Origin of the sequence: Polaribacter sargassicola, assembly GCF_021991835.1 — a bacterium.
GTDB lineage: Bacteria > Bacteroidota > Bacteroidia > Flavobacteriales > Flavobacteriaceae > Polaribacter > Polaribacter sargassicola.
Genome location: NZ_JAHDAU010000001.1, coordinates 279,095 through 305,602, shown reverse-complemented (window position 1 = coordinate 305,602; position 26,508 = coordinate 279,095). Strand labels below are relative to the sequence as shown.

Genomic DNA, 26,508 nt, shown 5'->3' with positions numbered 1-26,508 from the left:
TATTTTTTGCTTATGGAATTAACAAAAGAACAAATACAATTAGTAGAAAATTATCTTTATAATAAAAATTTCGAATTTATAGATTTAAAAGTAGAAATTTTAGATCATATAATTTCTGATATTGAAAGCTATTTAAACAAAGAGTATTCTTTTGAAAATGCTTTTAAAATAACGGTTTTAAAATGGGATAAACATTTTAAAGATACTTCTAGTTTCTTTTTTGGTTTTCAATATTCAGAATCTAAAATTGTGGTAAAAAATGCAGTAAAAATATTTAAGCCTTTTTATTTTTTATACTTAACAGCTTATTTTTTACCAGTGTTATTTTTTACGAAAGTTCCTATTGTTTTTTCTGAAAACGTGTTAGATTTTATCAACGGATTTTTAAACGCATTAAACATCAGTTTTTTTGTTTATATGATTTTTATAATTGTAAAAGTGATAAAATCTAAAGTAAAAACTACCTATAGTTTTATTTTAAAAACCCAATATTTAAGTATTGTATTTTTATTAATTCCATTGCTTACAGGTAATTATTTTAATGATGATAGAAGTTTTATCCCATTTTTAATTAGTTTTCAAAGTGCAGGTTTTGCAGTTACTTATATCTGCAGTTACTTCTACAAAAAACACCAAGAAGCAATCCAAAAATATAAAATTCTATAAGCTATGGAATTATCAAAAGAGCAACTTTTACAAATAGACAATTACATTTTTTCTTACGGAATAAAATATTACGATGTTAGAACAGAAGTTGTAGATCATTTTGCCAATATTTTAGAGACTAAATTAGATAAGAACCCTGATTTAAATTTAAAAAGGGAAATTGAAAATATTCATAGGAATTTTAGCGATAGAGGTTTTAGCAAGTTACTAGAAGAAAAAACAAAAGCTGTTCAATCAAAGTTTTATAAAAACTCTTTAAAACACTTAATTACGTTTTTTAAGTTGCCTAAAATTATTGTTACAGTAACGTTGTTTTATGTGTTATTTTTATTGATGAATTTGTTTGACGATAAAGAAAACTTTTTTGTTTCTTTATATGCTGTTTTGCTATTTATTATTGTTCGAATTTTTTATCAATATAGAAAAACAAAAAATAATCAAAAAGAATCCTTTTTAGTTTTAAATAAAACAAATAACTTTTTACAAATGTTAAACTTTATTTTCATTTGTTTTAATTCGATAACTAATTTTAGAGTTGAAGAAAGTTTTTTAAATCCAATACATAACAATATTCATTTGGGCATTTTTGTGTTGTTATTATTATTTTATTGGTCTGGAGAATCTGTTTTTCATCAAAATAAAAAATTGGTAAAAAAACAATATCCTAATGTAATTGTGTAAACGATGAAACTTACAGAAAATCAAATAGAAGAACTTTACAAGTTTACTAGAAAACATTATGTATATCATTATGACGTACAAAGTGAATTGGTAGATCATTTAGCCAATGATATTGAAGAAATTTGGGTGGCGCAGCCACTTTTAACTTTTGAACAAGCAAGAGATTTATCCTTTAAAAAATTTGGTGTTTTTGGTTTTATGGATGTTGTAGAAGAAAAGCAAAAACAAATGAATAAACGGTATTGGAAAATACTTTTACGCTTTGCAAAAGAATGGTTTACTGTGCCAAAAATTATACTAACTTTTGTAATTTTCTTGTCTTTCTTTATGTTGCTTCAAATACAGTTTTCAGAGTATTTTTTCTTAGGTCTGCTTTTAATCTTAATCACTTATGAGATGATTGCCGGATATAAAATAAGAAAAGAACATAAAGTAAAAGAAAAGAAAGAAGAGAAAATATTTTTGTTAGAAGCCATGTTGGGCACAACAAAAAACAGCTATACCGGTTTTGCTTTTGTAAATTTATTTAACCTTGTAAATTTAACTAGGTTAGATTTTAGCAACTTAAATATTTATTGGGTTTTTATCATTTCTATTGTGCTAACCTTATTGTGTATTTTGTTTTACGTGTCTAATTATGTAATTCCGCAAAAAGCAGAAGAATTATTGCAAGAAACATACCCAGAATATAAAATTGTTAAAAATTTGTAACAAAATATGGTTTTTAACTACTTATTGTCAATCAAACTAAAAACCAACTTATGATTTCTCGTTTTTTAAAGTTAGAATGGAAACAGTTTTTCCGATCTGCTTCTTTCGGAAAAAGTATTTTTCTAAATATACTTTTGGTATTTTTTGCGCTCTATTTTATTGTTTCTTTTTCAATACTAGGTGTTGGCGGTTTTTACATTCTAAAAGAACAATTTCCAGATAAAGATCCTTTAGTTTTGGTAAATTCTTACTTGTTATTTGCTATTGTAGCCGATTTAATTTTTAGATACATCATGCAAAAGTTACCGGTAATGAATATAAAACCATTTCTTATTTTACCAATAAAAAGAAATAAAATTGTACATTTTATTTTAGCAAAATCATCTGCTTCTCTTTTTAATGTTATGGGTTTGTTTTTCTACATTCCGTTTGCAATAGTTTTAATAAGAGAAGGTTACAGTGTGTTGGGTGTGTTAGGTTGGTTAGCAAGTATGATTTTAATTATTCAATGTACTAATTTTTTAAATTTTTTAATCAATAAAAATAATATCGCCTTAGGCGGATTAATAACTTTACTAGTTGGTGGTTATTTAGTAGAATATTTTCAGCTTTTTAATTTAGCAAGTTTTGTAGGTAAAGGATTCGATTTTATTTATCTAAATCCAATTGTTTCTGTTGTCTTTTTAATACTCTTAATTGTGCTTTATATTGCAAATTATAAGCAGTTAAAAAACGAAGTTTATTTAGATGCTTTAATATCAGAAAAAGTAGAACAAGCAAACGCATCAGATTTATCTTTTGCAGATAAGTTGGGTGATGTAGCCCCTTTTATAAAAAACGATTTGCGTTTAATGTGGCGTAATAAACGTACAAAATCTTCTATTTGGATGGTTTTAGTTGGTTTGTTGTACGGATTGTTTTTTTATCCAAACCCTTTATATGCAGACAAAGATTTTATGTTTGTGTTGGTAGGTATTTTTTCTACAGGAACTTTTCTAATCAATTTTGGTCAATTTATTCCTGCTTGGGATAGTAGTTATTACAAAATGTTAATGAGTCAGAATTTTAAATACGAACGCTATTTAAAATCAAAATTTACTATTATGAGTATTAGTGTGGTTGGCCTTTTTGTGCTGGGTATACCTTATGTTTATTTTGGATGGAAGATTTTATTAGTACATTTTGCGGCCATGATTTATAACGTTGGTGTAAATACGCATGTAATTTTATATGGAGGAACTTTTAATCGAAAAAAAATAAATTTAGATGAAAAAGCAGCTTTTAACTTTCAAGGTACAGGTGCTGTACAATGGTTAATAGGTTTGCCTTTAATGATTTTACCAATGATTATTTTTGGTTTAATTAATTGGCTTGTTAATTTTGAAATAGCCACATTAACAATTGCTATTTTAGGTTTTGTAGGGATTGCTTTACATAAAAAATTAATGGCTTTTATTACAAAAAAATACATTGCAAATAAATATGTAATGATTCATGCATTTAATCAAGAAAATTAAAAAAAGATGATACAAACTACACAACTTTCTAAAAAATACGGAAAAACAGAGGTTTTAAATATAGATGCTTTACAGATTCCTACTGGTCAAAGTTTTGGTTTGGTTGGTAATAACGGAGCCGGAAAAACAACCTATTTTAATATTTTGTTAGATTTGGTTAGGCCGTCTTCAGGTGCAATTACTAATAATGATATTGTTGTAAACCAAAGCGAAGATTGGAAAAATTTTACAGGTTCTTTTATTGATGAATCTTTTTTAATTGGTTATTTAACTCCAGATGAGTATTTCGATTTTATTGGGGATTTAAGAGGTATGAACAAGGCTGATATTAAAAGCTTTTTAACTCAGTTTGATGAGTTTTTTAATGATGAAATTATCGGCAAGAAAAAATACTTAAGAGATTTAAGTAAAGGAAATCAGAAAAAAGCAGGTATTGTTGCCGCAATGATGGGAAACCCAAAAGTGGTAATTTTAGACGAACCTTTTGCAAACTTAGATCCAACAACACAAATTAGGTTAAAAAACATCATAAAAGAATTAACAGAAAATAAAGAAATTACTGTTTTAATTTCTAGTCACGATTTAACACACGTAACCGAAGTTTGCGAGCGCATTGTGGTTTTAGATAAAGGTAATGTTGTAAAAGATATAGAAACATCAGAAGAAACTTTAAAAGAATTAGAAAGCTATTTTTCTGTATAAGCCTTCTATTCTTATTTTATTACTATTTTTACACTCTTATTTATACTATTTTCATTAGAAATTAGTTGTAAATAAGAGTTTTTAGTTTAAAAAAAACAAATTTTTAATTTAGATTTATCTGAGTGAAAAGCACCCATAAAATAGTTTTAGTAATTACCATCTTTACAGTGCTACTTTCTTGTAGTACAAAAAAAGATACTTTAATTAATAGAAATTGGCATTCTTTAAACACAAAATTTAACGTATTGTTTAATGGTAAAGAAGCTTTTAAAGAAGGTGTAAATAGTATAAATGAAAATTATAAAGAAGATTGGTTTCAACAACTACAAATAGAGCCAATTAAGTTTGAAGAAGATAAAATTTCAATACCTACATTTAATTCAAAAGTAAAATCGGGTGTTAGTTTTGGTAAAAATAAAACAGCAGATACCGAAGAAGAAAAAGCAACAACACCGTTTGGTATTGCAGAAGAAAAAGCAATAAAAGCAATCCAAAAACATGGAATGAATATTGATGGAATGGAGCGAAATAGCCAGATTGATGACGCTTATCTTTTATTAGGGAAAGCACGTTATTACGATCAGCGTTTTATACCAGCAATAGAGGCTTTTAATTATGTGATTGCTAATTATCCTTATGCTAATTTAATAAATGAAACTAAAATTTGGAGAGCAAAAGCAAATATTAGAATAGATAATGAAGAGTTTGCAATAGAATCTTTAAAATTACTTTTGCACACAAAAGATACGGTAGAAGCAGATTTACCAGAAGAAATTAAAGAGCAAGGTTATACCGCTTTAGCAATGGCTTATTTAAAAACAGATAGTTTGCAGAAAGCTAAAAAATATCTTGCAAAATCTACAGAAACTTTAAATAACAAAACACAGGGAGCAAGAAATTTATTTGTTTTAGGGCAGATTTACAGTTCAGAAAATAAAAAAGATTCAGCTTCTATCACCTTTAATAAAATCATCAACTTTAAAAAAGCACCTTATAAATACAAAATGCATGCTAATATAGAATTAGCAAAAAATGTAGCAACAGATTCTTCTTCTGCAGTTGTTTTAGAAAAAATGCAAAAACTAATTAAAGAGAGAGAAAATAGAGCGTATTTAGATGAGCTATATTACCAAACAGGTATTTTGTATGAAAAACAAGACAGTATTGGTTTAGCAGTTAATTATTATAATCAATCTTTAAGGTCTCTTTCTAGCAGTGTAAAACAGAAAACTTTTACCTATGAAAGATTAGGAAATATTAATTTTGATAATTCTAACTATTTAGATGCAAGTGCCTATTATGATAGTATTTTAAGTATTTCTAAAGATACCTTAGATTTAAGATTTAGAAGGATTAGAAGAAAGCATAGAAACTTAGCATCTTTAATTCGTTTTGAAAAAAAAGTGATAGAAAATGATAGTATTTTAAGAATTGCATCGCTTTCTACAGAAGATCAAGAAAAGTTTTTTCAAAATTATATAGATAATTTAAAGAAGAAAGATGAAGAGGCTGCTCAGCTAAAATTAAATCAGCAAGCATTTGGCAGTTCTTTTGGTGGTAGTTCTTTGCAATCTAATAATAAAGGAAAATGGTATTTTTATAATTCTCAGTCTTTAAGTTTTGGAAAAACTGAGTTTCAGAAAATTTGGGGAAATAGAAAGAAGGAAGATGATTGGAGATGGTCTTCTAAAGCTGATACAGGTTTAACAAGTAACGATTCTTTACAGATAAGTAAAAAAAGTTCTCGTTATGATTTGGCAAGTTATCTAGAAACAATTCCTAAAGAAAAAGCTAAAATAGATACTTTAAAGCTAGAAAGAAATAAAGCTTTATATGAGTTAGGGATAATTTATAAAGAACAATTTAAAGACACAAAATTAGCTATAGAAAGATTAGAAAGAGTTGCTAGTTTAAACACTTTAGAAGAGTTGAGGTTGCCTATAAATTGGCATTTATATCAAATTTATACCGGTTTAGGGCAAAATATATTGGCACTTAAATATAAAGATGTAATACTTACAGATTACGCTAAAACTAAATTTGCACAAATTATAAGAAATCCTGATGAGCCAATTGTAGAAGAGGTTTCTGTTGATGAGCTAGAAGTTTTATATAAAGAAATTTACTATTTATATAAAGAAGATAAATTTGAAGAAACAGTATTAAAAATTGATGAACAATTACCATTAATTAAAAATTCGAAATTAATTCCTAAATTTGAGTTGTTAAAAGCTTATGCTATAGGTAAATATAAAGATAAAGAAACTTACAAAATTGCAATGGATTTTGTAGCTGTTAGCTATGCAAATACAGAAGAAGGAAAAAAAGCAAAAGAAATCGTTAATCAATTAAGTAAGTAGAAATGTTTGGGGGAAAAAACAAAGAAACAGCAAAAAAAACAGTTATGGAAAGAAATGTTATAGCCAAAAACACAGTAGTTGTCGGAGATATTAAATCTGAAGGAGATTTTAGAATTGACGGAACTTTAGAAGGTACACTAAAAACCAATGGTCGTGTAATTATTGGTGTAAATGGTAAAATAAAAGGTAAAGTAGAAGCAGAATATGCAGATATAGAAGGTGTCTTTTTAGGAGAGTTGTTGGTTTTAAATACACTAACAGTTAAAGCGTCTGCTAATATCTCTGGAAATGTAATTATAGAAAAGCTTGTTGTAGAAGCGGGAGCTTCATTTAATGCTTCTTGCGCAATGAAAGGTGTTGGAGCAGTAAAAGAATTAAATTCTAGTAATGAGCAAGAAAGACGTTCAGAAAAAATCGCTTAATAAGGCTCTAAGACTCTCAGGTGCAGGTTTGCAAATGGGTTTAACTATTTATTTAGGTTTTTTGTTAGGAGAGTGGTTAGATGCTAAGTTTAAAACTTCTTTTTTAACAGAAACAGTTGCATTACTATCTGTTTTTATCGCTACATATTCTTTAATAAAACAAGCTAATAAGATAAATGATTAAAAATTTTATCATAAAAGCTATTTTGTTTGTTGTTCTTTCATTTTTATGTTTTTTTCTTCATAATTTTATTTTAGAATATTATCAAATAGTTTTACCCTTTTCATTAAAAAAAGTATACTTTTTTCATGTTAGTTTTTCTTTGTTGATTTTGGTAAATTTTTTACTGCTTTTAACTGTTGATAAAATTTCTGAAAGATTAGGTTTTATATATCTAGGTTTAATTTTTTTTAAATTGATGCTGTTTACTGCAGCCTTTAATAAATCGCTACTTTCAGAAGAAAGTCTGTTGTTTTCATCTAAAATTTCTCTGTTATTACCTACTATTATTTTTTTATTAACAGAAGCTGTTTTTGTTATTAAAATACTTAAGAGAAAATAATATTAAAAAATACCTAAAAAAAGGTTAATATTTTTTAATAATTGCATACCTTTGCGCCGAATTTAGAAAGCGTATTTTAACAATGAAGGTTGCCAAAAAAACAATCAAATTTCTTGCAATAGCAGTAATAGCTCTTATTACAACTACAAGTTTCGCATCTATATCTGGTAATGCTGATCAGAATCATAATGTTCAGAACCACGATGGCGGGCAAGTAAATACTCAAAAAGAAGTGACTGATTATATTCAGCATCACTTAAAAGATTCTCACGATTTTACATTTTTTTCTTACACATCAGAAGAGGGAGAAAGAAAGCATTTTGGTTTTTCTTTACCTGTAATTTTATGGTCTAGTGAAGGTTTGGTAACTTTTATGTCTTCAGAATTTCATCACAATGATGATGGGCACGTTATTGTAGAAAAAAATGGATTAAAATTTGCAAAGATTCATTCTAAAATTTACGAGTTAAATAGTGATGCTGCAACAGTATCTTTCGATGAAACTCATCACGCAACAAACGCTCATAAAGTATTAGATTTTTCTATTACAAAATCTGTTGTAGGTATTTTGTTGGCAAGTCTTTTAATGTTTTTAGGTTTTTCTGCTTTAGCAAAACAATATAAAACAAGAGAAATTCCTAAAGGATTAGGTAGAGCTTTAGAGCCTTTAGTAATTTACGTTAGAGATGAAATAGCAAGACCAAATATTGGGGAGAAAAAGTATAAAAAGTTTATGGGCTTTTTGTTAACTGTATTTTTCTTTATTTGGATTTTAAATTTATTAGGATTAACTCCATTAGGGTTTAACGTAACTGGGCAAATTGCAGTTACATTAGCATTAGCATTATTTACGTTAGTAATTTACATTTTTAATGGAAGTAAAGATTTTTGGGCGCATACATTATGGATGCCAGGTGTGCCTTATATTTTAAGACCAATATTAGCTATTATTGAGTTAACAGGTTTTATTTTAATTAAACCATTTTCATTATTAGTACGTTTATTCGCAAACATAACGGCGGGTCACTTTGTGGTAATGAGTTTAATAGCATTAATGGTTACAATGAAAGAAGCTTTTGGCCCTGTAGCATCTACAGGAATGTCTTTGGTATTAGCGTTGTTTATTATGGTTATAGAAGTTTTAGTAGCCTTTTTACAAGCATTTATATTTACGATGTTATCATCATTGTTTATCGGGATGGCGGTAGAAGAACACGAGCATCATTAGTAAAAATCTTGATGTAAAAAATCAAGTATAAAAGAGAATTAGAATTTGTTTAATTAATATATTTAAAATCAATTAGTATGTACAATTTAATTGGAGCAGGATTAATCGTTATCGGAGGTGGTATTGGATTAGGTCAAATCGGTGGTAAAGCAATGGAAGGTATTGCTCGTCAACCTGAAGCAGCTGGTAAAATTCAAACTGCAATGATCATCATTGGTGCCTTATTAGAAGGTTTAGCATTTGGTGCATTAATCTTAGGGAAATAATTTTCTCAAAAAAAACAAAAACACAAGTCTGTAACGGTTGGTTACAGAATGTGTTTTTAAATTAAACAAAAAACAATATAATTAGTTAATAGAATGGAAACTTTATTAAACGATTTTTCGCCAGGCTTATTTGCAATGCAAATAGTAATCTTAATAATTTTATTATTTTTGATGAAGAAGTTTGCTTGGAAACCAATTTTAAACTCTTTAGAAGAAAGAGAAACTGGTATTGAAGATGCATTACTTGCAGCAGAAAACGCAAAAAAAGAAATGCAAAACTTACAAGCAGATAATGAAAGATTGATAAAAGAGGCAAGAGCAGAAAGAGATGCAATGATGAAAGAAGCAAGAGATATTAGAGATAATATGATTGCAGAAGCAAAAGAAGATGCAAAAGAAGTTACAGCATCTTTAATAGAAAAAGCACAAGCTTCTATTGCTCAAGAAAAACAAGCTGCTTTAGCAGAATTAAAAAAGAATGTTGCAGAGTTATCTATTGGTATAGCAGAATCAGTAATTAAAAAAGAATTATCTTCTAAACAAGATCAATTAGATTTAGTAGAAGGAATTTTAAAAGATGTTACTTTAAACTAAGCTAAGTATGAAAGACGCAAGAGCAGCATTACGTTACGCAAAAGCAATTTTAAATCTTGCTAAAGATTCTAATGAAGAAACTGTAGTAAATGATGATATGTTATTTATTGCTACTACAATTTCAGATAGTAATGAACTTGAAGTAATGTTAACAAGTCCTATTGTTAAGGCTTCAGACAAGATAAAAGTTTTAAACGCTTTATTTAACGGTAAAGTAAATAACATTACTCTTGGTTTATTTCATTTATTAGAAGACAATAAAAGAATTGCAATGCTTCAATCAATAGCACAACAATATGCTATAATTTACGATTTTGATAAGCATTTACAAGAAGCAAAGGTAACAACTGCGGTTCCTTTAACAAAAGAAGTAGAGCAAGCAGTTTTAGATAAAATAGTTGCTTTAACAGGAGAGAAAGCAAATTTAGTAAACGAAGTAAATCCAAATATATTAGGAGGATTTATTTTGCGTGTAGGAGATGTGCAATACGATGCAAGTATCTCTAATTATTTAAACGAATTGAAAAAGGAATTTGACAATAGTCATTTCATTCCAAAAATTTAATAATACATCAAATTATAGCAGATGGCAAGTATTAAACCAGCTGAAGTATCAGCAATTTTAAAGCAACAGTTAACAAATTTCGAAGCTAAAGCTACTTTAAATGAAGTTGGAACTGTTTTACAGGTAGGAGATGGAATTGCTCGTGTTTACGGTCTTTCTAACGTTCAATATGGTGAGTTGGTAGAATTCGATAACGGATTAGAAGGTATCGTATTAAACTTAGAAGAAGATAATGCAGGTGTTGTATTATTAGGTGCTTCTACATCAGTAAAAGAAGGTTCTACAGTAAAACGTACAGAACGTATTGCTTCTTTACAAGCAGGTGAAGGAGTTGTTGGGCGTGTGTTAGATACTTTAGGAAACCCAATTGATGGTAAAGGACCTATTGTTGGTATAACTTATCAAATGCCTTTAGAGCGTAGAGCTCCTGGGGTTATTTTTAGAGAGCCAGTAACAGAACCATTACAAACAGGTATTAAATCTATTGATGCAATGATTCCTGTTGGTAGAGGTCAACGTGAGTTGATTATTGGAGACCGTCAGACTGGTAAATCTACAGTTGCTTTAGATACCATCTTAAATCAAAAAGAATTTTATGATGCTGGTGAGCCAGTATATTGTATTTATGTAGCTATTGGTCAAAAAGCTTCTACAGTTGCAGCAATTGCAAACATGTTAGAAGAAAAAGGAGCTTTAGCTTATACAACAATTATTGCTGCAAATGCATCAGACCCTGCTGCAATGCAAGTTTATGCACCATTTGCAGGAGCTGCAATTGGAGAGTATTTTAGAGATTCTGGTAGACCAGCTTTAATTATTTATGATGATTTATCTAAACAAGCAGTTGCTTATCGTGAAATTTCTTTATTATTAAGAAGACCACCGGGACGTGAGGCTTATCCAGGAGATGTATTTTACTTACACTCAAGATTATTAGAACGTGCTGCAAAAGTTATTAATGATGATAAAATTGCAAGTGAAATGAACGATTTACCAGATTCTATTAAAGGAATCGTAAAAGGTGGAGGTTCTTTAACTGCATTACCAATTATTGAAACTCAAGCTGGTGACGTTTCTGCATATATTCCAACAAACGTAATTTCTATTACAGATGGACAGATTTTCTTAGATGGAGATTTATTTAACTCTGGTGTACGTCCAGCAATTAACGTAGGTATTTCTGTATCTCGTGTTGGTGGTAACGCACAGATTAAATCTATGAAAAAAGTATCTGGTACTTTAAAATTAGATCAAGCTCAGTTTAGAGAATTAGAAGCATTTGCTAAATTTGGTTCAGATTTAGATGCAGCTACTTTAAGTGTAATTTCTAAAGGACAACGTAATGTTGAAATTTTAAAGCAAGCACAAAACGACCCTTTCTCTGTAGAAGATCAAATAGCAATTATTTATGCAGGTTCTAAGAACTTGTTAAAAGATGTGCCTGTAGATCAAGTAAAGAAATTTGAGAAGGATTATATAGATTATTTAAACGCAAAGCATAGAGATACTTTAGATGTACTAAAATCTGGTAAATTAACACCAGAAGCTACAGCAGTTTTAGAAGCTGCAGCTAAAGAAATTTCTACTCATTTCGAATAAAAAATAGTTGTCATTCCCGAGAAATCGGGAATTTCAAAATTTCAATAGAATGGCAAACTTAAAAGAAATACGTAATAGAATAACCTCTATTAAATCAACAATGCAGATTACATCTGCCATGAAAATGGTATCTGCTGCAAAGTTGAAGAAAGCACAAGATGCAATTACGGCAATGCGTCCTTATTCATCTAAACTAACTGAATTGTTGCAAAATTTAAGCGCAACTTTAGATAGTAATGCTGGTGGAGTATATTCAACTCAAAGAGAAGTTTCTAAAGTTTTATTAGTTGTAGTAACTTCTAATAGAGGTTTGTGTGGTGGTTTTAATTCATCTATCACAAAAGAAGTACTTAAAACTGTAAAAGAAAAATATAGTAATGTAGATGTAGATTTATTTGCTATTGGTAAAAAAGGTGCAGATACTTTAGAGAAGCAATTCAATATTATTGAAAATAATAATGAAATTTATGATGATTTAACTTTTGATAATGTAGCAATACTTGCAGAAAAGTTAATGTCTTTATATGTTGATGGAACTTACGATAAAATTGAGCTTTTATATAATCAGTTTAAAAATGCAGCAACGCAAATTCCTCAGGTAGAGCAATTTTTGCCAATTAAACCTATTGAAGGAGCAGATGCATCTGAAGTAAATTCTGATTATATTTTTGAACCATCTAAAGAAGAAATTATTGAGGCTTTAATACCAAAATCATTAAAAACTCAATTATATAAAGCTATTAGAGATAGTTTTGCTTCAGAACATGGTGCACGTATGACTGCAATGCATAAAGCAACAGACAACGCAACAGAATTAAGAGATGAGTTATTATTAACTTATAATAAAGCACGTCAAGCTGCAATTACTAATGAAATTTTAGAAATTGTAGGAGGAGCAGAAGCTTTAAATAATTAATAATAATTTTTATAGGATATAAAAGCGAACCAATAAGGTTCGCTTTTTTTGTTTATTGGTATAAAATTTGAACTAATTTATTTAAAATAATAAACATGAAAAACACTAAACTTATTTTAATATTATTTATTTCTGTTTTGTTTATAGATTGTGCAAGTGTAGGTTTTGTAAAAGAACCTCCTTTTACAATAGAATCGGCCATTTATTATCCTTCAAAATTTAATAATAAATCTAAAGTGTATATTAGATATACTCCTTTTGAAAAAGTAGTATTTGATAGCTTATTTTTAAAAAATAAAAAGGCCAAAACTTTAATAAAAACAAAAGGAGATTTAAAATATATTTTTGTAGAGTTCGATAAAACATTAAACAATAAAGATTTAATCTTAGATAATAATCGTACAAAAGAATCTATAAATCAATTACCATCATACCAAAACAGTTCTTTTAAATTAAATAGAAACGAGGTTGTTATTAGTTATCTATTGAATAATAAGACCTACTATTACAAGGTTAAAAACCTTAAAGAAGTAAGTTATTAATAAGTATATAAATCACTCTAGAAAGAGTAATTTTATTTTTTGGCATGCATTTTGAATTTACATAAGCGTAACCATAAAATAAATGCTTATGAAATCAGTAAAACTACTTTTAACAATTATTATTACAAGTGTAGTATTTAGTTCTTGTTCTACTATTTACTATGAAGAGTACCAACCAACTTTAGAAGAAGTTGTATCAGAATATGATTTATGGTATGTAGATTATCATAGAACTACAGGTAATGGAGATATTCCTTACGTTTCTAGAGCATTTACCTTATCGTTTGTAAACGGAATTTTATATGCCAATAACAACATTGTAGATATTGGTAGAACAGGTAATGGTTTTGGTATTGATGTTGGTACTTACAATACTTATAATGGATTTTTAGAAACTAACCATGATATTGATGGCTTTAATGATTTTGAAGTTACAGTTATTTCCAACAATGAAATTAGATTATATAATTATACAGAAAATGTAAATTATTATTTAATCGGATATCACATAAATAACTTTGATTACGATAAGTTATTTTATGAAAATATAGAATACTTTTTACAAGAATACATTGCTTGGGAAAAAGTATCAACCAAAGATGGAGTACCTAATTCTTTTGATTATGAAAATTATTTAGCCTTTACTCCAGAAAATATAACAACATTTTATAGTTCTCAAGACAATTTTGGCACAGATATTGATTCTATTAATTGGAACTATGTAGGAGGTTATGAAGTTTATGATGTAGCTGGTTATGACAATTTAAAGATTTTAACACTTAATTATGATGGCGGATATATTGAAGAATTTGAGTTAAGCGTTATTAATGATGGAAAGATAAGTTTATATCATATAAATTCTAATACAACTTACAGTTTTAAGGGAAGAGGTTTTGTACAGTATTTAAAATCGGATAGTGCAAAAAAAGAAACAAAAGAAATTGTAAGGAATGATAATAGAAAACGTACTAAAGTAGAAAGAAAGATAAAGAATAGAAGAAATTTAAAATAAAGTTTGGTTAGTTGATTTTTAATTGATTATTTAGGAGTTAATCAATTAAAGTAAAAACCGCTCTGCAAAGAGCGGTTTTTTTGTTGATAATTTTTAAGTAAATTTTACTTGCAACAAAAAATAAGACAGTTTCTTTTTGATATTTTTATGTTGAATTTATAAATGCTTTTAAATAGCGATTAGTATATAATGCAATTAGAGAAAAGGTTTAAAACTAAAACTGGATTTTGCCATGTTTTAATTGATAAAATTGTTATTTCTAGAGATGGAATAATTGGCAATGTTGCAAGTGTTAGTGTTGGTAATAGTATTACTAAAATATTATTAATCTATGCAGCACTTTCTTTATTCTTATTATACTCTGCATTTATTAGTTTTCAAAAAGAAGAAATTTCTTCATCAGTATTTTTTAGTGTATTTGGCTTGTACTTAATATTCGGAATATTTAGAAGCTTAAACAACTCAGCTACTTCTGTAATTGATAAGAATAAAATTAAAAAGATAAAGTTTAAAAAAGCAATTTTAGGTTTAACATGCTCTAGATTTATAATCTATTTTGAAGATGAAAATGGGAGTATTAAAAGAAGATTAATAATGCTACCAGGTTTGTTAAAAGACGGACAAAACGAAACTGAAAAAGCAAAGAAAATAATGCAAGAAGAATTTACTATTAAATAAAATTTATCATAGTAATTATAATTTTAAAAAGATGAGAAGAACAGCATTTATAACAGGAGCTACTTCTGGAATAGGAAAAGCAACAGCAGAAATTTTTGCAAAAAATAATATTAGATTAATTCTTTGCGGTAGAAGAGCCGAGAGGTTAGCAGAACTTAAAGAAACATTAAGCAAGTTTACAGAAGTAACTACATTGCAGTTTGATGTGTCTAAAAAAGAAGATGTTATAAAGGCAATTAAATCTTTACCAGAAAATTTTAAAGACATTGATTTTTTAATAAATAATGCAGGTAACGCTCATGGTTTGTCTGCTATACAAGATGGTAATTTAGATGATTGGGATGCTATGTTAGATATTAATGTAAAAGGTCTGTTATATGTTTCTAAAGCAATAATTCCAAAAATGACACAACAAAATAGTGGTTTTATTGTAAATATTGGCTCTATAGCAGGAAAAGACGTGTATCCTAACGGAAATGTTTATTGTGCAACAAAACACGCTGTAAATGCTTTAAATAAAGCGATGAGAATAGACTTAAACAAATATAATATTCGTGTTTCTGCTATTCATCCAGGTGCTGTAGAAACCGAGTTTTCAGATGTTCGGTTTAAAGGAGATAAAGAAAAGGCAAAATCTGTTTATGCAGGTTACAAAGCTTTACAGGCAGAAGATATTGCAGATATTATCCATTTTGTAATAACTAGACCGTATCATGTAAATATAGAAGATTTAGTTGTTTACCCAACAGCACAAGCAACACCAACTTTGCTAAATAAAGATTAAGATGATTAACAAACGCTTACTTATCAAAAACCTACTTTCTCATAACGATGAGAATAGTTTTTATGATAAAAAGCAAAAGTTATCCTTAAATACTAAAGACGGAAAGGCAAAGTTTTTAAAACATATCTGTGCACTTTCTAATTCTAATCCAGAAAACAATTCTTATTTAGTAATTGGTGTTGAAGATGAAGCTAATAAAATAGTTGGTGTAGACTTTTTTGATGATAGTAAGATTCAAAATTTGGTAAATGCATACTTAAAAAATCCACCAAAAATAGAATATGTAAATGTTCCTTTTCCAAGATTACCACGTCATAAAGTTATTGGTTTGGTTACTATTTATCCTAATAATAAAATTACATCACTCTTAAAAAATGTTTGGAAATATAATAAAGAAACAATTTTTTATAGAAGAGGCAGTAATTCTATTCCTGTAAACAGAAACTTCGAATTAAGAAATACAAACAAAGATATTGTTGATGCAATAGAAAAAAATGCAAGAAATAATATTGAATTAACTTTAGATGGTGTTTTCTATTTTATAAATAATCATAAAATAGAATATAATCCACAATATAAGGTTTTTAGCGAGCAATTTGTATTATGTTGGGCAGGAGAAAAGAAAGTTATAAAAGGTGAAGATTTTTTTTCTAGAGTAGATATAGAGTTAATTAATGAGCAAGTAAAAATATTTTTTTCTTCTTTAGATGATGTTCAAATAACTTATAATAAAGACTCTTTTATAGTAACAGAATACCTTTATTTAGGTTTAGAAAAGCAAGAAGAATTATATCCTTTAGAAAAAACAATCATCAACTTTAAAGAAAACGGAAAGCATTCTATTGTAAAAGAATTTTTATTTGTTCCGCCAAAATTTGATGAAAATATTGTAAGAATTATTTACAACACATGTAATAACCTTGTTGCTAAAACAGAAAGAAAAGAAATTCTTTCAGATATAGAAAAAGCCGAAATTTTACGTCTACCTACAAATTACTTAATTTGTTATTTACATGGTTTTTTAGAAGTATCTATACAGTTAAAAAAAGCAAAAAACTATATTAGAAATTTAGATGATAAAACAACTTACATTAAATACAAAGAAGCAATGCGAATTATTAGAAAAGTAAAATATAGTTAAAGTTGTAATTAAAAATACGATTGTTTTGTGATTTTAAGATTGTTTTTTAAATTCGACAAAACTATAAATTATGATAAAGCAACTTTTTACAATTATTTTTTTAACATTATTAGTTGGATGCCAACCAGCTTCTAATAAACAAAAAAATATTTTACAAACAACAGAAGAGAAAAAGAACGAATTTGCAATTATAATTCATGGTGGAGCAGGCACAATTTTAAAGAAAAATATGTCTGATGAAAAAGAAGTAGAGTACAAAGCTAAGTTAACAGAAGCAATAAAAATTGGTTATACAATTTTAAAAAATGGCGGCACAAGCCAAGAAGCCGTAATGAAAACGATACAAGTAATGGAAGAATCTCCGTTATTTAATTCTGGTAAAGGAGCTGTTTTTACACATGAAGAAACCAATGAATTAGACGCTTCTTTTATGGACGGAAAAACATTAAATGCAGGTGCAGTTGCCGGTGTAACAAATGTAAAAAGCCCAATAGAATTGGCTATAAAAGTAATGACAGATTCTGATCATGTAATGCTTTCTGGTAAAGGGGCATCAGAATTTGCAAAAGAAAAAGGATTAGAAATTGTAGACCCAAGTTATTTTTATACAGAAAGACGATTTAAATCTTTAAAAAGAATAAAAGACAAAGAAAAAACAGAATTAGATCATGATGATAAAACGGCTGTTTTTTATGATTCTGATATTAAAAATGCCAAATTTGGTACTGTAGGTTGTGTTGCTTTAGATAAAGAAGGAAATATTGCCGCAGGAACTTCTACAGGAGGAATGACAAACAAGCGTTGGGGTAGAATTGGAGATTCGCCAATTATAGGTTCTGGTACTTACGCTAATAATGCAACATGTGGTGTTTCATCTACAGGTTGGGGAGAATATTTTATTAGAAATCAAGTAGCTTATGATATTTCTGCTCAAATGGAATATAAAAATAGTTCTTTAAAAGAAGCAACAAAAGATGTTATTCAAAATAAGCTAACTAAACTTGGTGGTACAGGCGGTGTTGTAGCTTTAGATAAAAATGGAAATATGTCTTTTGAGTTTAATACAGCAGGTATGTACAGAGCTTCTATGGATGATAAAGGAGAATTAGTTGTAAAAATATACAAAGAATAAAACAATATTTGTTTAAAATTTTAGGCAATACAGATTTATTAGAAAAATTAATTTGTATTGCCTTTTTGTTTATTTAAGACCGTTAATGTAGTGGTCTTTTCTTTATCATACCTCCTTTTATATCTTTTATACTATTCATTATAATAAAAGCATTCGATTCAATTTTTTCAATTTCTGTATTTAATTTATTAACCTCTAAACGAGTTATTACAGTATAAATAATTTCTTTTTCGTTAGCAACTCCTTCTTTCTCAAAACCACCTTTTCCTTTATAAATTGTTACAGCACGCCCCAATTTATGAGTAATCATTTCTTTTATTCTTGTACTTTGAGAAGAAATAATAGTTACACCAATATATTCTTCTATACCTTCTATTATAAAATCTAATGTTTTAGAGGCTGCCATATAAGTTATCATAGAATATAATGCTATTTCAATAGAAAGTAAATAAGCGGCAACAGAAAAAATAATAACATTAATTAGTATAATAATATCACCAATGGTTGTACCAAATTTTCTACTTAAATAAATGGCAAGAACTTCTGTACCGTCTATAACAGCGCCACCTCTAATAGAAAGGCCAATACCTGCACCAAGAAAAAAACCTCCAAAAATTGCAACTAATAAATCATCATTTGTAACGTTAGGAAAAGGTACAACTGCAACACAAAGTGCTAAACCAGCAATAGCTAAAGCCGTTTTTATAGCAAACTGTTTTCCCATAATTTTATAGCCCATAATTACAAAAGGAAAGTTGATGCAAATAATTAAAATATAAAGAGGAATTCCTGTAATTGCAGCTATTAGTAAAGAAATACCTGTAGCACCACCATCTATAAAATCGTTTGTTAATAAAAAACCTTTAAAACCAAAAGAAGCAGAAAATATACCAACAATTATTAATAAAAGGTTTTTAAAGTTACGTTTAAAGTTAATTAGAATTTCTTTATACCTTTTGGCAAGTTTATATTCTGATGGTTTTCCTTTAGGATACTTTTTTTTATCCTTAAACTTAAGAGTTGTTTTTATTATGATATTTGCTAAGTAAGATTTCATTATGTTAAGATTAAGAGAGTTTTATTAATAGGGGGTCAGATAAAATGAGTTTTAATTCATTTTAAAACGAAATTAATAGTTTTTTAAATAACAACACGTATTGTAAGTGACAAAAAAACCAACTCATTTGAGTTGGTTTTTTATTTTTTAAATAGATATCTTTTAGAAGTTATTTAGAGCTGTAAATTAACCACTTTTTTGGAAGTGGTCTTAGAGAAAGTTCTATTTCTTCGGATTTTATTTGTTTTTTAAAACCTAAACGAGATATTTTAGGCACAGACAAGTTAATATTATTATTCTTATTGATAAGCTCTAAAACTTCATGTATAGATCTATCAGAACACAATACTAAGTTATTCATTATTAGATTAGATTCGGTGTTTAAATCATAAAAATCTACAAAATATTTAGGCACATTATCTTTATAAATAACCCATTGAGAATATGTTTTTTTTGATGGTACTATAATTTCTTTGCGCCCTTTTAATGTTCTGTATAATTTTTTTTTTAATATCATTTAAATGTTAGTTGGCATGTAAAACTAGAAAAACAGGATAATTTTTTAAATACCTATTTATAGGTATTTTTATTGCAAGCAAATACTGTGTTTTACCTAAGTAAAACCTTTGTAGGTATCTTTAATAGTAAATTTTTAAATATTGAGGGAAGAGAAATTAGCTAAGTTGGCTAATGATATAAATTATAATTTTAAGTAGCTTAGAACAAATTATAATCAATTTTAGATTGTTGTTACAAAAGCTTTTAAATAGTTTCTATGTAATAAGACAACCATTTTTCTGGAATTGGTTCTAAAGAAAGTTCTATTTCTTCAGATTTTATTTGTTTTTTAAAACCTAAACGAGATATTTTAGGCACAGATAAGTTAATATTGTTTCTTTTATTAATTAGCTCTAAAACTTCATGTATAGATTTTTCAGAACATAAAACTAAGTTATTCATTATTAGATTAGATTCTGTTTTTAAATCATAAAAATCTACATAAAAAGCAGGTTTATTATTTTCATAAATAACCCATTGAGAACTTTTTTTCTTAATGGTTTCCACAATTTCTTTAGTACCACTTAGAGTTCTATATGTATTCTTTTTTAATTTCATTAATTATGTTTTATATAAAATTAGACTCTTAATTTTTACAAAAGTCACATTATCGGTAATAATATTAATTATTCAATAAAGATGTTTTTAAAGGATGTTAATTTTTATATAAATATCAGAAGTTATATTTTATCCCAGAAAACAGACCTAAATTATAAGGCGCAAAACCGTTAGAGTTTTTACTAAAAGTGTTTAGTTGCGCTTTAATCATAGGGTTTAAATTAAATGACCAACTGTTGTTTAAAAAGTAATTAAAATCAAAACCAAAATTTCCACTAAAATTGATGTCGTTTAAATTGGTAGCTTCTCCAGATTTTAAGAGTAGTTGAGTACTAAAGTTTATTTTGTTTTTTTGTAAAAATAAAGAGCTAAAACCAGCAACTAATTCGGTGTTAAATTTATTAGTAGCTACAAGATTGTATTTAACCTCTATAGGGATTTCTATATAACCATAATTCTGATTTAAATTACCGTTTAAATCTGATGTGCTAGTCATTATTGAATTAAATTCATCAAAGTTTTCAAAATCAGAAATTTCGTTAGTATTAGCAGTAAAGTTAAAAGAACTACCAGTATTAAAAGTAACAGAAGCTGTAGAGTTTCTTGCAATAGAAGGCGATACAGTAATTTGTTTATTAGTGTAATTAGTTTCTTGCAAAAATATACCAGATTGAATGCTCCATTTTTTATTTATTTGATAACCTACTTGTAAACCATAAGAGATAGAATTTTTTCCTTGAGTTGTGTTGGATAAATTTTGATCTATTGGAGAAGAATTTGAAAAAGAATTAGAATTTAAAACTGCAAAAACAGGTGAAATAGACCAATTTTTTTTAGAAGATTTTGCAATATAAACACTGTCTTTCTGCTTTATAAAATTATTAAAATCTATCTTTTTAATAGATGTATTCTTGTTTGTTTTAGTAGTATTTTTTTGTTGTTCTTTGTTCTTATTTATTAAAGTATCTCTTTTTTTATTAGCGTGTTTTTGAGTTTTGTTTTCTTCAACTTTTTTATTTTTTTCATCAGAATTATTAGCTAATAATATCTTTTTCATAGCGTTTTTTGAGCTAACAATCTTCTCCTCTTTAATTGAGTTTTTTGTAGTAGATTTTTTGTCTTTATCTGTTTTTTGTTTGGTGTTATTATCAACAATACGTATGTTTTCTTCAATTTTTTCTGGCAGAATTAAAGAATCTATACTTTCTGTTTTTTTAAGCGGAGTATTACTGTTTGTAATTATGATATTAGAATCGTTTTTAATAAAATCATCATTAGTAGAAAAAGGGTATAAAAATAATCCTAAAATTAGTAATGCGGCAACACCTGCAGTTGTAAACCACCAAAAAGGAATTACTTTACGTTTTTTCTTTTTAAGTTTAGACTCTATGTTATTCCATACTTTTTTATTTGGAGTTACCTCCAAATCTTTAAGTTGGTCTTTAAACAATTTATCTATATTCTTATTACTCATTAATTAAGCTTTTTGTGCCTTTTTTTGATAAATTTCTAATTTATCTTTAAGAATTTTTCTTGCTCTAGATAAGTTAGATTTAGAAGTTCCTTCAGAAATATCTAACATTTTAGCAATCTCTTTATGCGAAAAATTATCTAAAACATATAAATTGAAAACCAGCCTATATCTATCTGGTAATTCTTGAATAAATTTTAATAAAACATCTACATTTACAGTAGTATTTTCTAGATCTAAATCTGTTTCTTCTTGTTCATCATCATATTCTTTTACAATTTGTAAAGGAGATTTTTCTCTATACTTTTGCAGTGCTGTATTTATGGTAATTCTTTTTAACCATCCTTCAAAAGAACCTTTGTTTTTATATTGATTAATTTTATCAAATATTGTAATAAAACTGTCTTGTAAAGTGTCTTCTGCATCTTGATAATTACGAGAGTATTTTAAACATACAGCAAAAAGCTTATCAGAAAAAATCTGATAAACTTCTGCTTGCGCTGTAATTTTTTGTTTGCAGCATTCTTGTATGAGTTTCTCTAGTTTGATGAGGCTAATTTACAGGAACTATTATTTCATCAAAAATATTTTCTCCATCACTATCAACTCCTTTAAAAAATTTAAAGATATAATCTTCTTTTTGTGATGCCATAATTGGTATGTCGTATTCTTCTTGTATAATTTGTTCAGCACAATCATCATCTAAATTTACTAAAGCTGTAACAGCTACAATTCTAGTAGTATCTTGTGTTTCGTAATAAATTCTATCAAAAGAATAGCAATAATTTGGCAGCGAATATTTTATGTGTATGGTATCAACTTCACCAAATGTTAAACTATCTGGAGTTATTGCTTCATCTATTGGTAAATACTCATACGTGTAATTAGGAGTATAAGAATCATCTAGGCAAGATGTAAAAACAATTAAACTAAATAAAAGTAATGTAAGTTTTTTCATTAAAGTGTGTATTTATAAATTAGTATTTAAGTATTGGATATCCATTTTGGCATTCTATAGAAACAGGAGTAGCAGCTAAAGCACAGTCAGAAATTATTCCGTGTTTTTCATTATAATCTTTTTCTGCTTGCGTATATATTTTAATTTTTTCTAAAAAAGCATCAATATCTATTTGATTAGAATAAGGTATATATCCTTGCGGACCACCACAAGCTTTTGCTCCATAAGCGGTAAAAGACCAATTGTTAATATCTGTACAAGAAATGCTATATGCTAGTTCTTCTATTTCTGTAAATAGGTCTATTAAATTTTTATGATCTATTTCTTGCTCTGTAAGCTCTTTTTTAACGACCAATTCAGTTTCTGTTAACGAAACTATTTTTAAAGCATAATCTGTAGGAAAACTTTGTTTAGAAATATTAATAATTTGATTCTTTAACTCAAAAGTACCTTCTACATTAAAGTAAGAAAGTGGTGGCGTGCCACACCAACCAGATGTGCGTTCTGTATAAATATTTTGTTGGTTAAAAGAAATTCCATAACCTTTGTTAGGTAAAGATTCTCCTCTTTTATAAGTTGTCGTTTCTCCGTTGTAAACAGGTTCTACCCAATTACCAAGTAATAAATTATCTGCATCTAAGGTAATTTGGTTTTCTTCACAAGAAAAAAACAACAGCGTAAAAAGAATAAGTATGCTATTTTTAAAGTTCATATTTTTAAATAATAGTTTTAGGTTAACTTTTATATTTAAAAGATGTAAAAAGAATTAAAAGGTTGCGTGTAATAATACTATTTTTGTAAAAGTATATGCAAGAAGATATTTTTAACATACAGACACAAGAAGATTTTAAGCAAGTTGCTTTAGCCATTTTTAAACATCAGTTTAATAATAATAAGGTGTATAGATCTTTTTGTGATCTACTATATATTCATCCTTCAGATGTTACTAAGGTTAATGAAATTCCGTTTTTACCTATTCAATTCTTTAAGAGCAGAAAAGTAATTTCATCATTAGAAAAAGAGCAAGAAATTTTTACAAGTTCTGGTACAACGGGTAGTGTTACAAGTAAACATTATGTAACGGATATTAATCTTTATAAAGAAAGCTATTTAAAAGGATTTGCTCACTTTTATGGAGATATAGAAGATTATGTTGTGTTGGCTTTGTTGCCTAATTATTTAGAACGTAAAGGTTCTTCTTTGGTTTTTATGGTAGATGATTTAATAAAAAAATCGAAGAATGAGCAAAGCGGCTTTTATTTAAATAATATTGATGAATTAGCCGTAAAATTATCAGAATTAGATAAAAAAGGACAAAAAGTTTTATTAATAGGAGTTTCTTTTGCTTTGTTAGATTTGGTTGAAAGCCAAAAATTTCACCTAAAAAACACCATAATTATGGAAACTGGTGGAATGAAAGGTAGAAGAAAAGAATTGGTTAGAGAAGAATTACACGAACTTTTACAAGATGGATTTGGAGTTGATAGAATTCACTCAGAATACGGAATGACAGAGTTGTTAAGCCAAGGATATTCTAAAGGAAATGGTATTTTTAAAACGCCACCTTGGATGAAAATTCTTACCAGAGATACAGAAGATGCTTTAACCATACAACAGACCGGAAAAACAGGTGGAATTAATGTTATTGATTTAGCAAACTATAATTCTTGTTCTTTTATTGCCACACAAGATTTAGGAAAAGTATACCAGAATGATACGTTTGAAATTATTGGACGTTTTGATAATTCTGATATTAGAGGTTGTAATTTAATGGTTTTGTAATTTAAAGATAATTTTTACGACTATTTGTAAAAATATAAATTTATGAAACCTTATTTAACAATTCTATTTTTAGTAGTATCAACATCTTTATTTTCTCAAAAAAACAGTTATAATATTCAAAAAGGCTATGTTGCAGAAGGCTACGATGTAGTTATGTATTTTAAAAACAAAGCTGTTAAAGGAGATAAAAAATTTACAACAGCGCATGATGGTGTAAAATACAAATTTGTATCTAAAGAAAATTTAGAGATTTTTAAAAAATCACCAGAAAAATATATACCTGCTTATGGTGGTTATTGTGCATATGCAATAGGCGCAAAAGGAGACAAAGTATCTATAGACCCTAAAACATTTGAAATAAGAGACGGAAAAATTTATTTATTTTACAATTCTTGGGGAATAAATACGTTAGAACTTTGGGAGAAAGAAGGAGCAGAAGAATTAAAAAATAAGGCTGATAAAAATTGGCAAAAAATTATTAAAGAGTAATATAATGATTGAAAGCAATCTTGGGGGAGTTTGTGAATGTAGTTGAAAAGAAAAAAGAGCTGAATCATCTTCAGCTCTTTTTTTAGTTTTATAATATTTATAAATTACTCTACACTTAATAAATAATACGTTTTTTTACCTCTTTGTAAAAGCACATATTTATTAGCTATTAAATCTTCTTTTGTAATAGAGTAATCTTCTTTTACTTTTTCTTTATTTACAGAAATTGCATTTTCTTTTAATGCTCTTCTTGCGTCTCCGTTAGATTTTAAGAAGTTTGTTTTTGCAGCTAAAGCTCCAATCATATCTAAACCTTCTTCTATGTCTGTAGCAGAAACTGTAGCTTGTGGTACACCATCAAACACGTCTAAAAAAGTTTGTTCATCTAAAGATTTTAAATCAGAAGCTGTAGATTTTCCAAATAAAATAGTAGAAGCTTTTAAAGCATTTTTATAAGCTTCTTTTCCATGAGTTAAAATAGTAACTTCTTCTCCTAATTTTTTCTGCAATAAACGTAAATGCGGATTTTCTTTATGTTCTGCAATTAAATTCTCTATAGTTTCTTTATCTAAAAATGTAAACTTTTTAATAAAATTTTCTGCATCTTCATCAGAAGAATTTAACCAATATTGGTAAAATTTGTAAGGCGATGTTCTGTCTGCATTTAACCAAACATTACCACCTTCTGTCTTACCAAATTTTGTTCCATCTGCTTTTGTAACTAAAGGCACTGTAATTGCGTACGCTTTTCCTTGTGCTTTTCTACGGATTAATTCTGTACCAGTGGTAATATTTCCCCATTGATCAGAACCACCCATTTGTAGCATACAATTTTTCTCTTTGTATAGGTGATAAAAATCGTATCCTTGAAATAACTGATATGTAAATTCTGTAAAACTCATACCTACAGAAGATTCTGAGCTTAAACGTTTTTTTACAGAATCTTTAGCCATCATGTAGTTTACAGTAATATGTTTACCTGTATCTCTAACAAAATCGATTAACGAAATATCTTTCATCCAATCGTAATTATTAACCAATTCTGCTTTGTTTTCTGCAGTTGCATCAAAATCTAAATAACGCTCTAAATTTTCTCTAACACCTGCAATATTTTTTTCTAAAGTTGCTTCGTCTAATAAGTTTCTTTCTGCAGATTTACCAGAAGGATCACCAACCATACCTGTTGCACCACCAATTAAAGCAATAGGATTATGCCCTGCGTTTTGAAAGTGTTTTAAAATAAAAATTTGAACCAAACTACCAATGTGTAGAGAATCTGCAGTAGGATCAAAACCGATATAACCAGCGGTTTTATTTTTTAATAAATATTCTTCCGTGTCTGGCATAATATCATGCAATAGTCCACGCCAGCGTAATTCTTCAACAAAGTTTGTCATTATAAATCTAAATTAATTCAATTTTAAATAGGTGTGTTAAATCAATGTTTTCGAAACTTATATATACGTTCGGTATCTTTAATTTAACGCTTTTATGGCAATTAATCATTTACCATTTTCGTAGCGCAAAGATAAACTTATCAATGAAAAAATCATAAA

Annotated in this window: 31 protein-coding genes; 23 read left to right on the top strand and 8 right to left on the bottom strand. The window is 27.7% G+C overall.

Annotated elements, in window-relative coordinates; all coding sequences use genetic code 11:
- Window positions 1-12: 12 nt before the first annotated feature.
- The 21 genes from KI686_RS01270 (at window position 13) to KI686_RS01170 (ending at window position 18,079) form a co-directional block, all read left to right on the top strand.
- Window positions 13-666: a hypothetical protein gene (locus KI686_RS01270; RefSeq protein ID WP_237587416.1), complete on the top strand. Its 654-nt coding sequence runs from the start codon at window positions 13-15 to the stop codon at window positions 664-666.
- A 3-nt stretch (window positions 667-669) separates the two neighbouring features.
- The gene (locus tag KI686_RS01265; protein ID WP_237587415.1) at window positions 670-1,347 is read left to right on the top strand and encodes a hypothetical protein; all 678 of its coding nucleotides are present in this window, start codon (window positions 670-672) and stop codon (window positions 1,345-1,347) included.
- A 3-nt stretch (window positions 1,348-1,350) separates the two neighbouring features.
- Window positions 1,351-2,058 carry a hypothetical protein gene (locus KI686_RS01260; protein ID WP_237587414.1) on the top strand — a complete coding sequence of 236 codons (708 nt, stop codon included), beginning with the start codon at window positions 1,351-1,353 and terminating at the stop codon, window positions 2,056-2,058.
- 50 nt (window positions 2,059-2,108) lie between these two features.
- Window positions 2,109-3,575, top strand: coding sequence for a DUF5687 family protein (locus tag KI686_RS01255; RefSeq protein ID WP_237587413.1), 1,467 nt, complete (start codon window positions 2,109-2,111; stop codon window positions 3,573-3,575).
- 6 nt (window positions 3,576-3,581) lie between these two features.
- A complete protein-coding gene (locus KI686_RS01250) occupies window positions 3,582-4,277 on the top strand; it encodes an ABC transporter ATP-binding protein (RefSeq protein WP_237587412.1) in 696 nt (231 codons plus the stop codon).
- 122 nt (window positions 4,278-4,399) lie between these two features.
- Entirely contained in the window at window positions 4,400-6,637 is a 2,238-nt protein-coding gene (gene porW / locus KI686_RS01245; RefSeq protein ID WP_237587411.1) for a type IX secretion system periplasmic lipoprotein PorW/SprE, read from the top strand.
- Window positions 6,638-6,681: 44 nt separating this feature from the next.
- Window positions 6,682-7,059 carry a bactofilin family protein gene (locus KI686_RS01240; protein ID WP_237587410.1) on the top strand — a complete coding sequence of 126 codons (378 nt, stop codon included), beginning with the start codon at window positions 6,682-6,684 and terminating at the stop codon, window positions 7,057-7,059.
- The gene (locus KI686_RS01235) at window positions 7,025-7,243 is read left to right on the top strand and encodes an AtpZ/AtpI family protein (protein ID WP_237587409.1); all 219 of its coding nucleotides are present in this window, start codon (window positions 7,025-7,027) and stop codon (window positions 7,241-7,243) included. The genes KI686_RS01240 and KI686_RS01235 overlap by 35 nt, the downstream gene beginning before the upstream one ends.
- A complete protein-coding gene (locus KI686_RS01230) occupies window positions 7,236-7,622 on the top strand; it encodes a DUF6168 family protein (protein WP_237587408.1) in 387 nt (128 codons plus the stop codon). The genes KI686_RS01235 and KI686_RS01230 overlap by 8 nt, the downstream gene beginning before the upstream one ends.
- A gap of 82 nt (window positions 7,623-7,704) precedes the next feature.
- The gene (atpB, locus tag KI686_RS01225; protein WP_237587407.1) at window positions 7,705-8,850 is read left to right on the top strand and encodes a F0F1 ATP synthase subunit A; all 1,146 of its coding nucleotides are present in this window, start codon (window positions 7,705-7,707) and stop codon (window positions 8,848-8,850) included.
- A 77-nt stretch (window positions 8,851-8,927) separates the two neighbouring features.
- Window positions 8,928-9,116 (top strand): ATP synthase F0 subunit C, encoded by a 189-nt coding sequence (atpE, locus tag KI686_RS01220; protein ID WP_004569351.1) that lies wholly within the window; start codon window positions 8,928-8,930, stop codon window positions 9,114-9,116.
- A 93-nt stretch (window positions 9,117-9,209) separates the two neighbouring features.
- Window positions 9,210-9,710, top strand: coding sequence for a F0F1 ATP synthase subunit B (locus KI686_RS01215; protein WP_237587406.1), 501 nt, complete (start codon window positions 9,210-9,212; stop codon window positions 9,708-9,710).
- Window positions 9,711-9,717: 7 nt separating this feature from the next.
- On the top strand, window positions 9,718-10,275 hold the full coding sequence (gene atpH, locus KI686_RS01210; protein ID WP_237587405.1) for an ATP synthase F1 subunit delta: 558 nt from the start codon (window positions 9,718-9,720) through the stop codon (window positions 10,273-10,275).
- A gap of 21 nt (window positions 10,276-10,296) precedes the next feature.
- Window positions 10,297-11,874 carry a F0F1 ATP synthase subunit alpha gene (gene atpA / locus KI686_RS01205; protein WP_237587404.1) on the top strand — a complete coding sequence of 526 codons (1,578 nt, stop codon included), beginning with the start codon at window positions 10,297-10,299 and terminating at the stop codon, window positions 11,872-11,874.
- Window positions 11,875-11,923: 49 nt separating this feature from the next.
- On the top strand, window positions 11,924-12,790 hold the full coding sequence (atpG, locus tag KI686_RS01200; protein ID WP_237587403.1) for an ATP synthase F1 subunit gamma: 867 nt from the start codon (window positions 11,924-11,926) through the stop codon (window positions 12,788-12,790).
- Window positions 12,791-12,885: 95 nt separating this feature from the next.
- Window positions 12,886-13,332, top strand: a complete 447-nt coding sequence (locus KI686_RS01195; RefSeq protein ID WP_237587402.1) for a hypothetical protein — start codon at window positions 12,886-12,888, stop codon at window positions 13,330-13,332.
- Window positions 13,333-13,420: 88 nt separating this feature from the next.
- Window positions 13,421-14,344, top strand: coding sequence for a hypothetical protein (locus KI686_RS01190; protein WP_237587401.1), 924 nt, complete (start codon window positions 13,421-13,423; stop codon window positions 14,342-14,344).
- 189 nt (window positions 14,345-14,533) lie between these two features.
- Entirely contained in the window at window positions 14,534-15,022 is a 489-nt protein-coding gene (locus KI686_RS01185; protein ID WP_237587400.1) for a phosphoribosylaminoimidazolesuccinocarboxamide synthase, read from the top strand.
- A 31-nt stretch (window positions 15,023-15,053) separates the two neighbouring features.
- Window positions 15,054-15,806, top strand: coding sequence for an SDR family NAD(P)-dependent oxidoreductase (locus tag KI686_RS01180; protein ID WP_237587399.1), 753 nt, complete (start codon window positions 15,054-15,056; stop codon window positions 15,804-15,806).
- A gap of 1 nt (window position 15,807) precedes the next feature.
- A complete protein-coding gene (locus KI686_RS01175; protein ID WP_237587398.1) occupies window positions 15,808-16,947 on the top strand; it encodes an ATP-binding protein in 1,140 nt (379 codons plus the stop codon).
- A 70-nt stretch (window positions 16,948-17,017) separates the two neighbouring features.
- On the top strand, window positions 17,018-18,079 hold the full coding sequence (locus KI686_RS01170; protein WP_237587397.1) for an isoaspartyl peptidase/L-asparaginase family protein: 1,062 nt from the start codon (window positions 17,018-17,020) through the stop codon (window positions 18,077-18,079).
- An 82-nt stretch (window positions 18,080-18,161) separates the two neighbouring features.
- Here the strand turns inward: KI686_RS01170 and KI686_RS01165 are convergent, their stop codons facing one another.
- From KI686_RS01165 to KI686_RS01135, 7 genes are all read right to left on the bottom strand, one after another.
- Window positions 18,162-19,136 (bottom strand): YitT family protein, encoded by a 975-nt coding sequence (locus KI686_RS01165; protein WP_237587396.1) that lies wholly within the window; start codon window positions 19,134-19,136, stop codon window positions 18,162-18,164.
- Between the two features lie 169 nt (window positions 19,137-19,305).
- Window positions 19,306-19,653, bottom strand: coding sequence for a hypothetical protein (locus tag KI686_RS01160; protein WP_237587395.1), 348 nt, complete (start codon window positions 19,651-19,653; stop codon window positions 19,306-19,308).
- A 245-nt stretch (window positions 19,654-19,898) separates the two neighbouring features.
- Window positions 19,899-20,252: a hypothetical protein gene (locus tag KI686_RS01155; RefSeq protein ID WP_237587394.1), complete on the bottom strand. Its 354-nt coding sequence runs from the start codon at window positions 20,250-20,252 to the stop codon at window positions 19,899-19,901.
- A gap of 115 nt (window positions 20,253-20,367) precedes the next feature.
- A complete protein-coding gene (locus KI686_RS01150; protein WP_237587393.1) occupies window positions 20,368-21,726 on the bottom strand; it encodes a hypothetical protein in 1,359 nt (452 codons plus the stop codon).
- Window positions 21,727-21,729: 3 nt separating this feature from the next.
- Complete coding sequence (locus KI686_RS01145; protein WP_237587836.1) at window positions 21,730-22,272, bottom strand: RNA polymerase sigma factor; 543 nt, start codon at window positions 22,270-22,272, stop codon at window positions 21,730-21,732.
- A 4-nt stretch (window positions 22,273-22,276) separates the two neighbouring features.
- The gene (locus KI686_RS01140) at window positions 22,277-22,681 is read right to left on the bottom strand and encodes a hypothetical protein (RefSeq protein ID WP_237587392.1); all 405 of its coding nucleotides are present in this window, start codon (window positions 22,679-22,681) and stop codon (window positions 22,277-22,279) included.
- A 19-nt stretch (window positions 22,682-22,700) separates the two neighbouring features.
- Window positions 22,701-23,393 (bottom strand): hypothetical protein, encoded by a 693-nt coding sequence (locus KI686_RS01135; RefSeq protein ID WP_237587391.1) that lies wholly within the window; start codon window positions 23,391-23,393, stop codon window positions 22,701-22,703.
- Window positions 23,394-23,488: 95 nt separating this feature from the next.
- Between KI686_RS01135 and KI686_RS01130 the strand changes: the two genes are divergently transcribed.
- Window positions 23,489-24,463, top strand: a complete 975-nt coding sequence (locus KI686_RS01130; protein WP_237587390.1) for a LuxE/PaaK family acyltransferase — start codon at window positions 23,489-23,491, stop codon at window positions 24,461-24,463.
- Window positions 24,464-24,505: 42 nt separating this feature from the next.
- Window positions 24,506-24,952, top strand: a complete 447-nt coding sequence (locus KI686_RS01125) for a YHS domain-containing (seleno)protein (protein WP_237587389.1) — start codon at window positions 24,506-24,508, stop codon at window positions 24,950-24,952.
- Between the two features lie 104 nt (window positions 24,953-25,056).
- On the opposite strand, the gene tyrS is transcribed toward KI686_RS01125, so the two are convergent.
- Window positions 25,057-26,349, bottom strand: a complete 1,293-nt coding sequence (gene tyrS, locus KI686_RS01120; RefSeq protein WP_237587388.1) for a tyrosine--tRNA ligase — start codon at window positions 26,347-26,349, stop codon at window positions 25,057-25,059.
- Between the last annotated feature and the right edge of the window lie 159 nt (window positions 26,350-26,508).

Bases quoted from the DNA above. Each gene is read 5' to 3' on its own strand.
- atpG (WP_237587403.1), top strand. From the start codon at position 11,924: ATGGCAAACTTAAAAGAAATACGTAATAGAATAACCTCTATTAAATCA.
- KI686_RS01190 (WP_237587401.1), top strand. From the start codon at position 13,421: ATGAAATCAGTAAAACTACTTTTAACAATTATTATTACAAGTGTAGTA.
- atpA (WP_237587404.1), top strand. From the start codon at position 10,297: ATGGCAAGTATTAAACCAGCTGAAGTATCAGCAATTTTAAAGCAACAG.
- atpE (WP_004569351.1), top strand. From the start codon at position 8,928: ATGTACAATTTAATTGGAGCAGGATTAATCGTTATCGGAGGTGGTATT.
- KI686_RS01195 (WP_237587402.1), top strand. From the start codon at position 12,886: ATGAAAAACACTAAACTTATTTTAATATTATTTATTTCTGTTTTGTTT.
- KI686_RS01265 (WP_237587415.1), top strand. From the start codon at position 670: ATGGAATTATCAAAAGAGCAACTTTTACAAATAGACAATTACATTTTT.
- atpB (WP_237587407.1), top strand. From the start codon at position 7,705: ATGAAGGTTGCCAAAAAAACAATCAAATTTCTTGCAATAGCAGTAATA.
- KI686_RS01240 (WP_237587410.1), top strand. From the start codon at position 6,682: ATGGAAAGAAATGTTATAGCCAAAAACACAGTAGTTGTCGGAGATATT.
- atpH (WP_237587405.1), top strand. From the start codon at position 9,718: ATGAAAGACGCAAGAGCAGCATTACGTTACGCAAAAGCAATTTTAAAT.
- KI686_RS01250 (WP_237587412.1), top strand. From the start codon at position 3,582: ATGATACAAACTACACAACTTTCTAAAAAATACGGAAAAACAGAGGTT.
- KI686_RS01235 (WP_237587409.1), top strand. From the start codon at position 7,025: ATGAGCAAGAAAGACGTTCAGAAAAAATCGCTTAATAAGGCTCTAAGA.
- KI686_RS01135 (WP_237587391.1), bottom strand. From the start codon at position 23,393: ATGAACTTTAAAAATAGCATACTTATTCTTTTTACGCTGTTGTTTTTT.
- KI686_RS01170 (WP_237587397.1), top strand. From the start codon at position 17,018: ATGATAAAGCAACTTTTTACAATTATTTTTTTAACATTATTAGTTGGA.
- KI686_RS01130 (WP_237587390.1), top strand. From the start codon at position 23,489: ATGCAAGAAGATATTTTTAACATACAGACACAAGAAGATTTTAAGCAA.
- KI686_RS01255 (WP_237587413.1), top strand. From the start codon at position 2,109: ATGATTTCTCGTTTTTTAAAGTTAGAATGGAAACAGTTTTTCCGATCT.
- KI686_RS01140 (WP_237587392.1), bottom strand. From the start codon at position 22,681: ATGAAAAAACTTACATTACTTTTATTTAGTTTAATTGTTTTTACATCT.
- KI686_RS01215 (WP_237587406.1), top strand. From the start codon at position 9,210: ATGGAAACTTTATTAAACGATTTTTCGCCAGGCTTATTTGCAATGCAA.
- KI686_RS01150 (WP_237587393.1), bottom strand. From the start codon at position 21,726: ATGAGTAATAAGAATATAGATAAATTGTTTAAAGACCAACTTAAAGAT.
- tyrS (WP_237587388.1), bottom strand. From the start codon at position 26,349: ATGACAAACTTTGTTGAAGAATTACGCTGGCGTGGACTATTGCATGAT.
- KI686_RS01160 (WP_237587395.1), bottom strand. From the start codon at position 19,653: ATGATATTAAAAAAAAAATTATACAGAACATTAAAAGGGCGCAAAGAA.
- KI686_RS01185 (WP_237587400.1), top strand. From the start codon at position 14,534: ATGCAATTAGAGAAAAGGTTTAAAACTAAAACTGGATTTTGCCATGTT.
- KI686_RS01165 (WP_237587396.1), bottom strand. From the start codon at position 19,136: ATGAAATCTTACTTAGCAAATATCATAATAAAAACAACTCTTAAGTTT.
- KI686_RS01230 (WP_237587408.1), top strand. From the start codon at position 7,236: ATGATTAAAAATTTTATCATAAAAGCTATTTTGTTTGTTGTTCTTTCA.
- KI686_RS01260 (WP_237587414.1), top strand. From the start codon at position 1,351: ATGAAACTTACAGAAAATCAAATAGAAGAACTTTACAAGTTTACTAGA.
- KI686_RS01270 (WP_237587416.1), top strand. From the start codon at position 13: ATGGAATTAACAAAAGAACAAATACAATTAGTAGAAAATTATCTTTAT.
- KI686_RS01155 (WP_237587394.1), bottom strand. From the start codon at position 20,252: ATGAAATTAAAAAAGAATACATATAGAACTCTAAGTGGTACTAAAGAA.
- KI686_RS01175 (WP_237587398.1), top strand. From the start codon at position 15,808: ATGATTAACAAACGCTTACTTATCAAAAACCTACTTTCTCATAACGAT.
- KI686_RS01180 (WP_237587399.1), top strand. From the start codon at position 15,054: ATGAGAAGAACAGCATTTATAACAGGAGCTACTTCTGGAATAGGAAAA.
- KI686_RS01125 (WP_237587389.1), top strand. From the start codon at position 24,506: ATGAAACCTTATTTAACAATTCTATTTTTAGTAGTATCAACATCTTTA.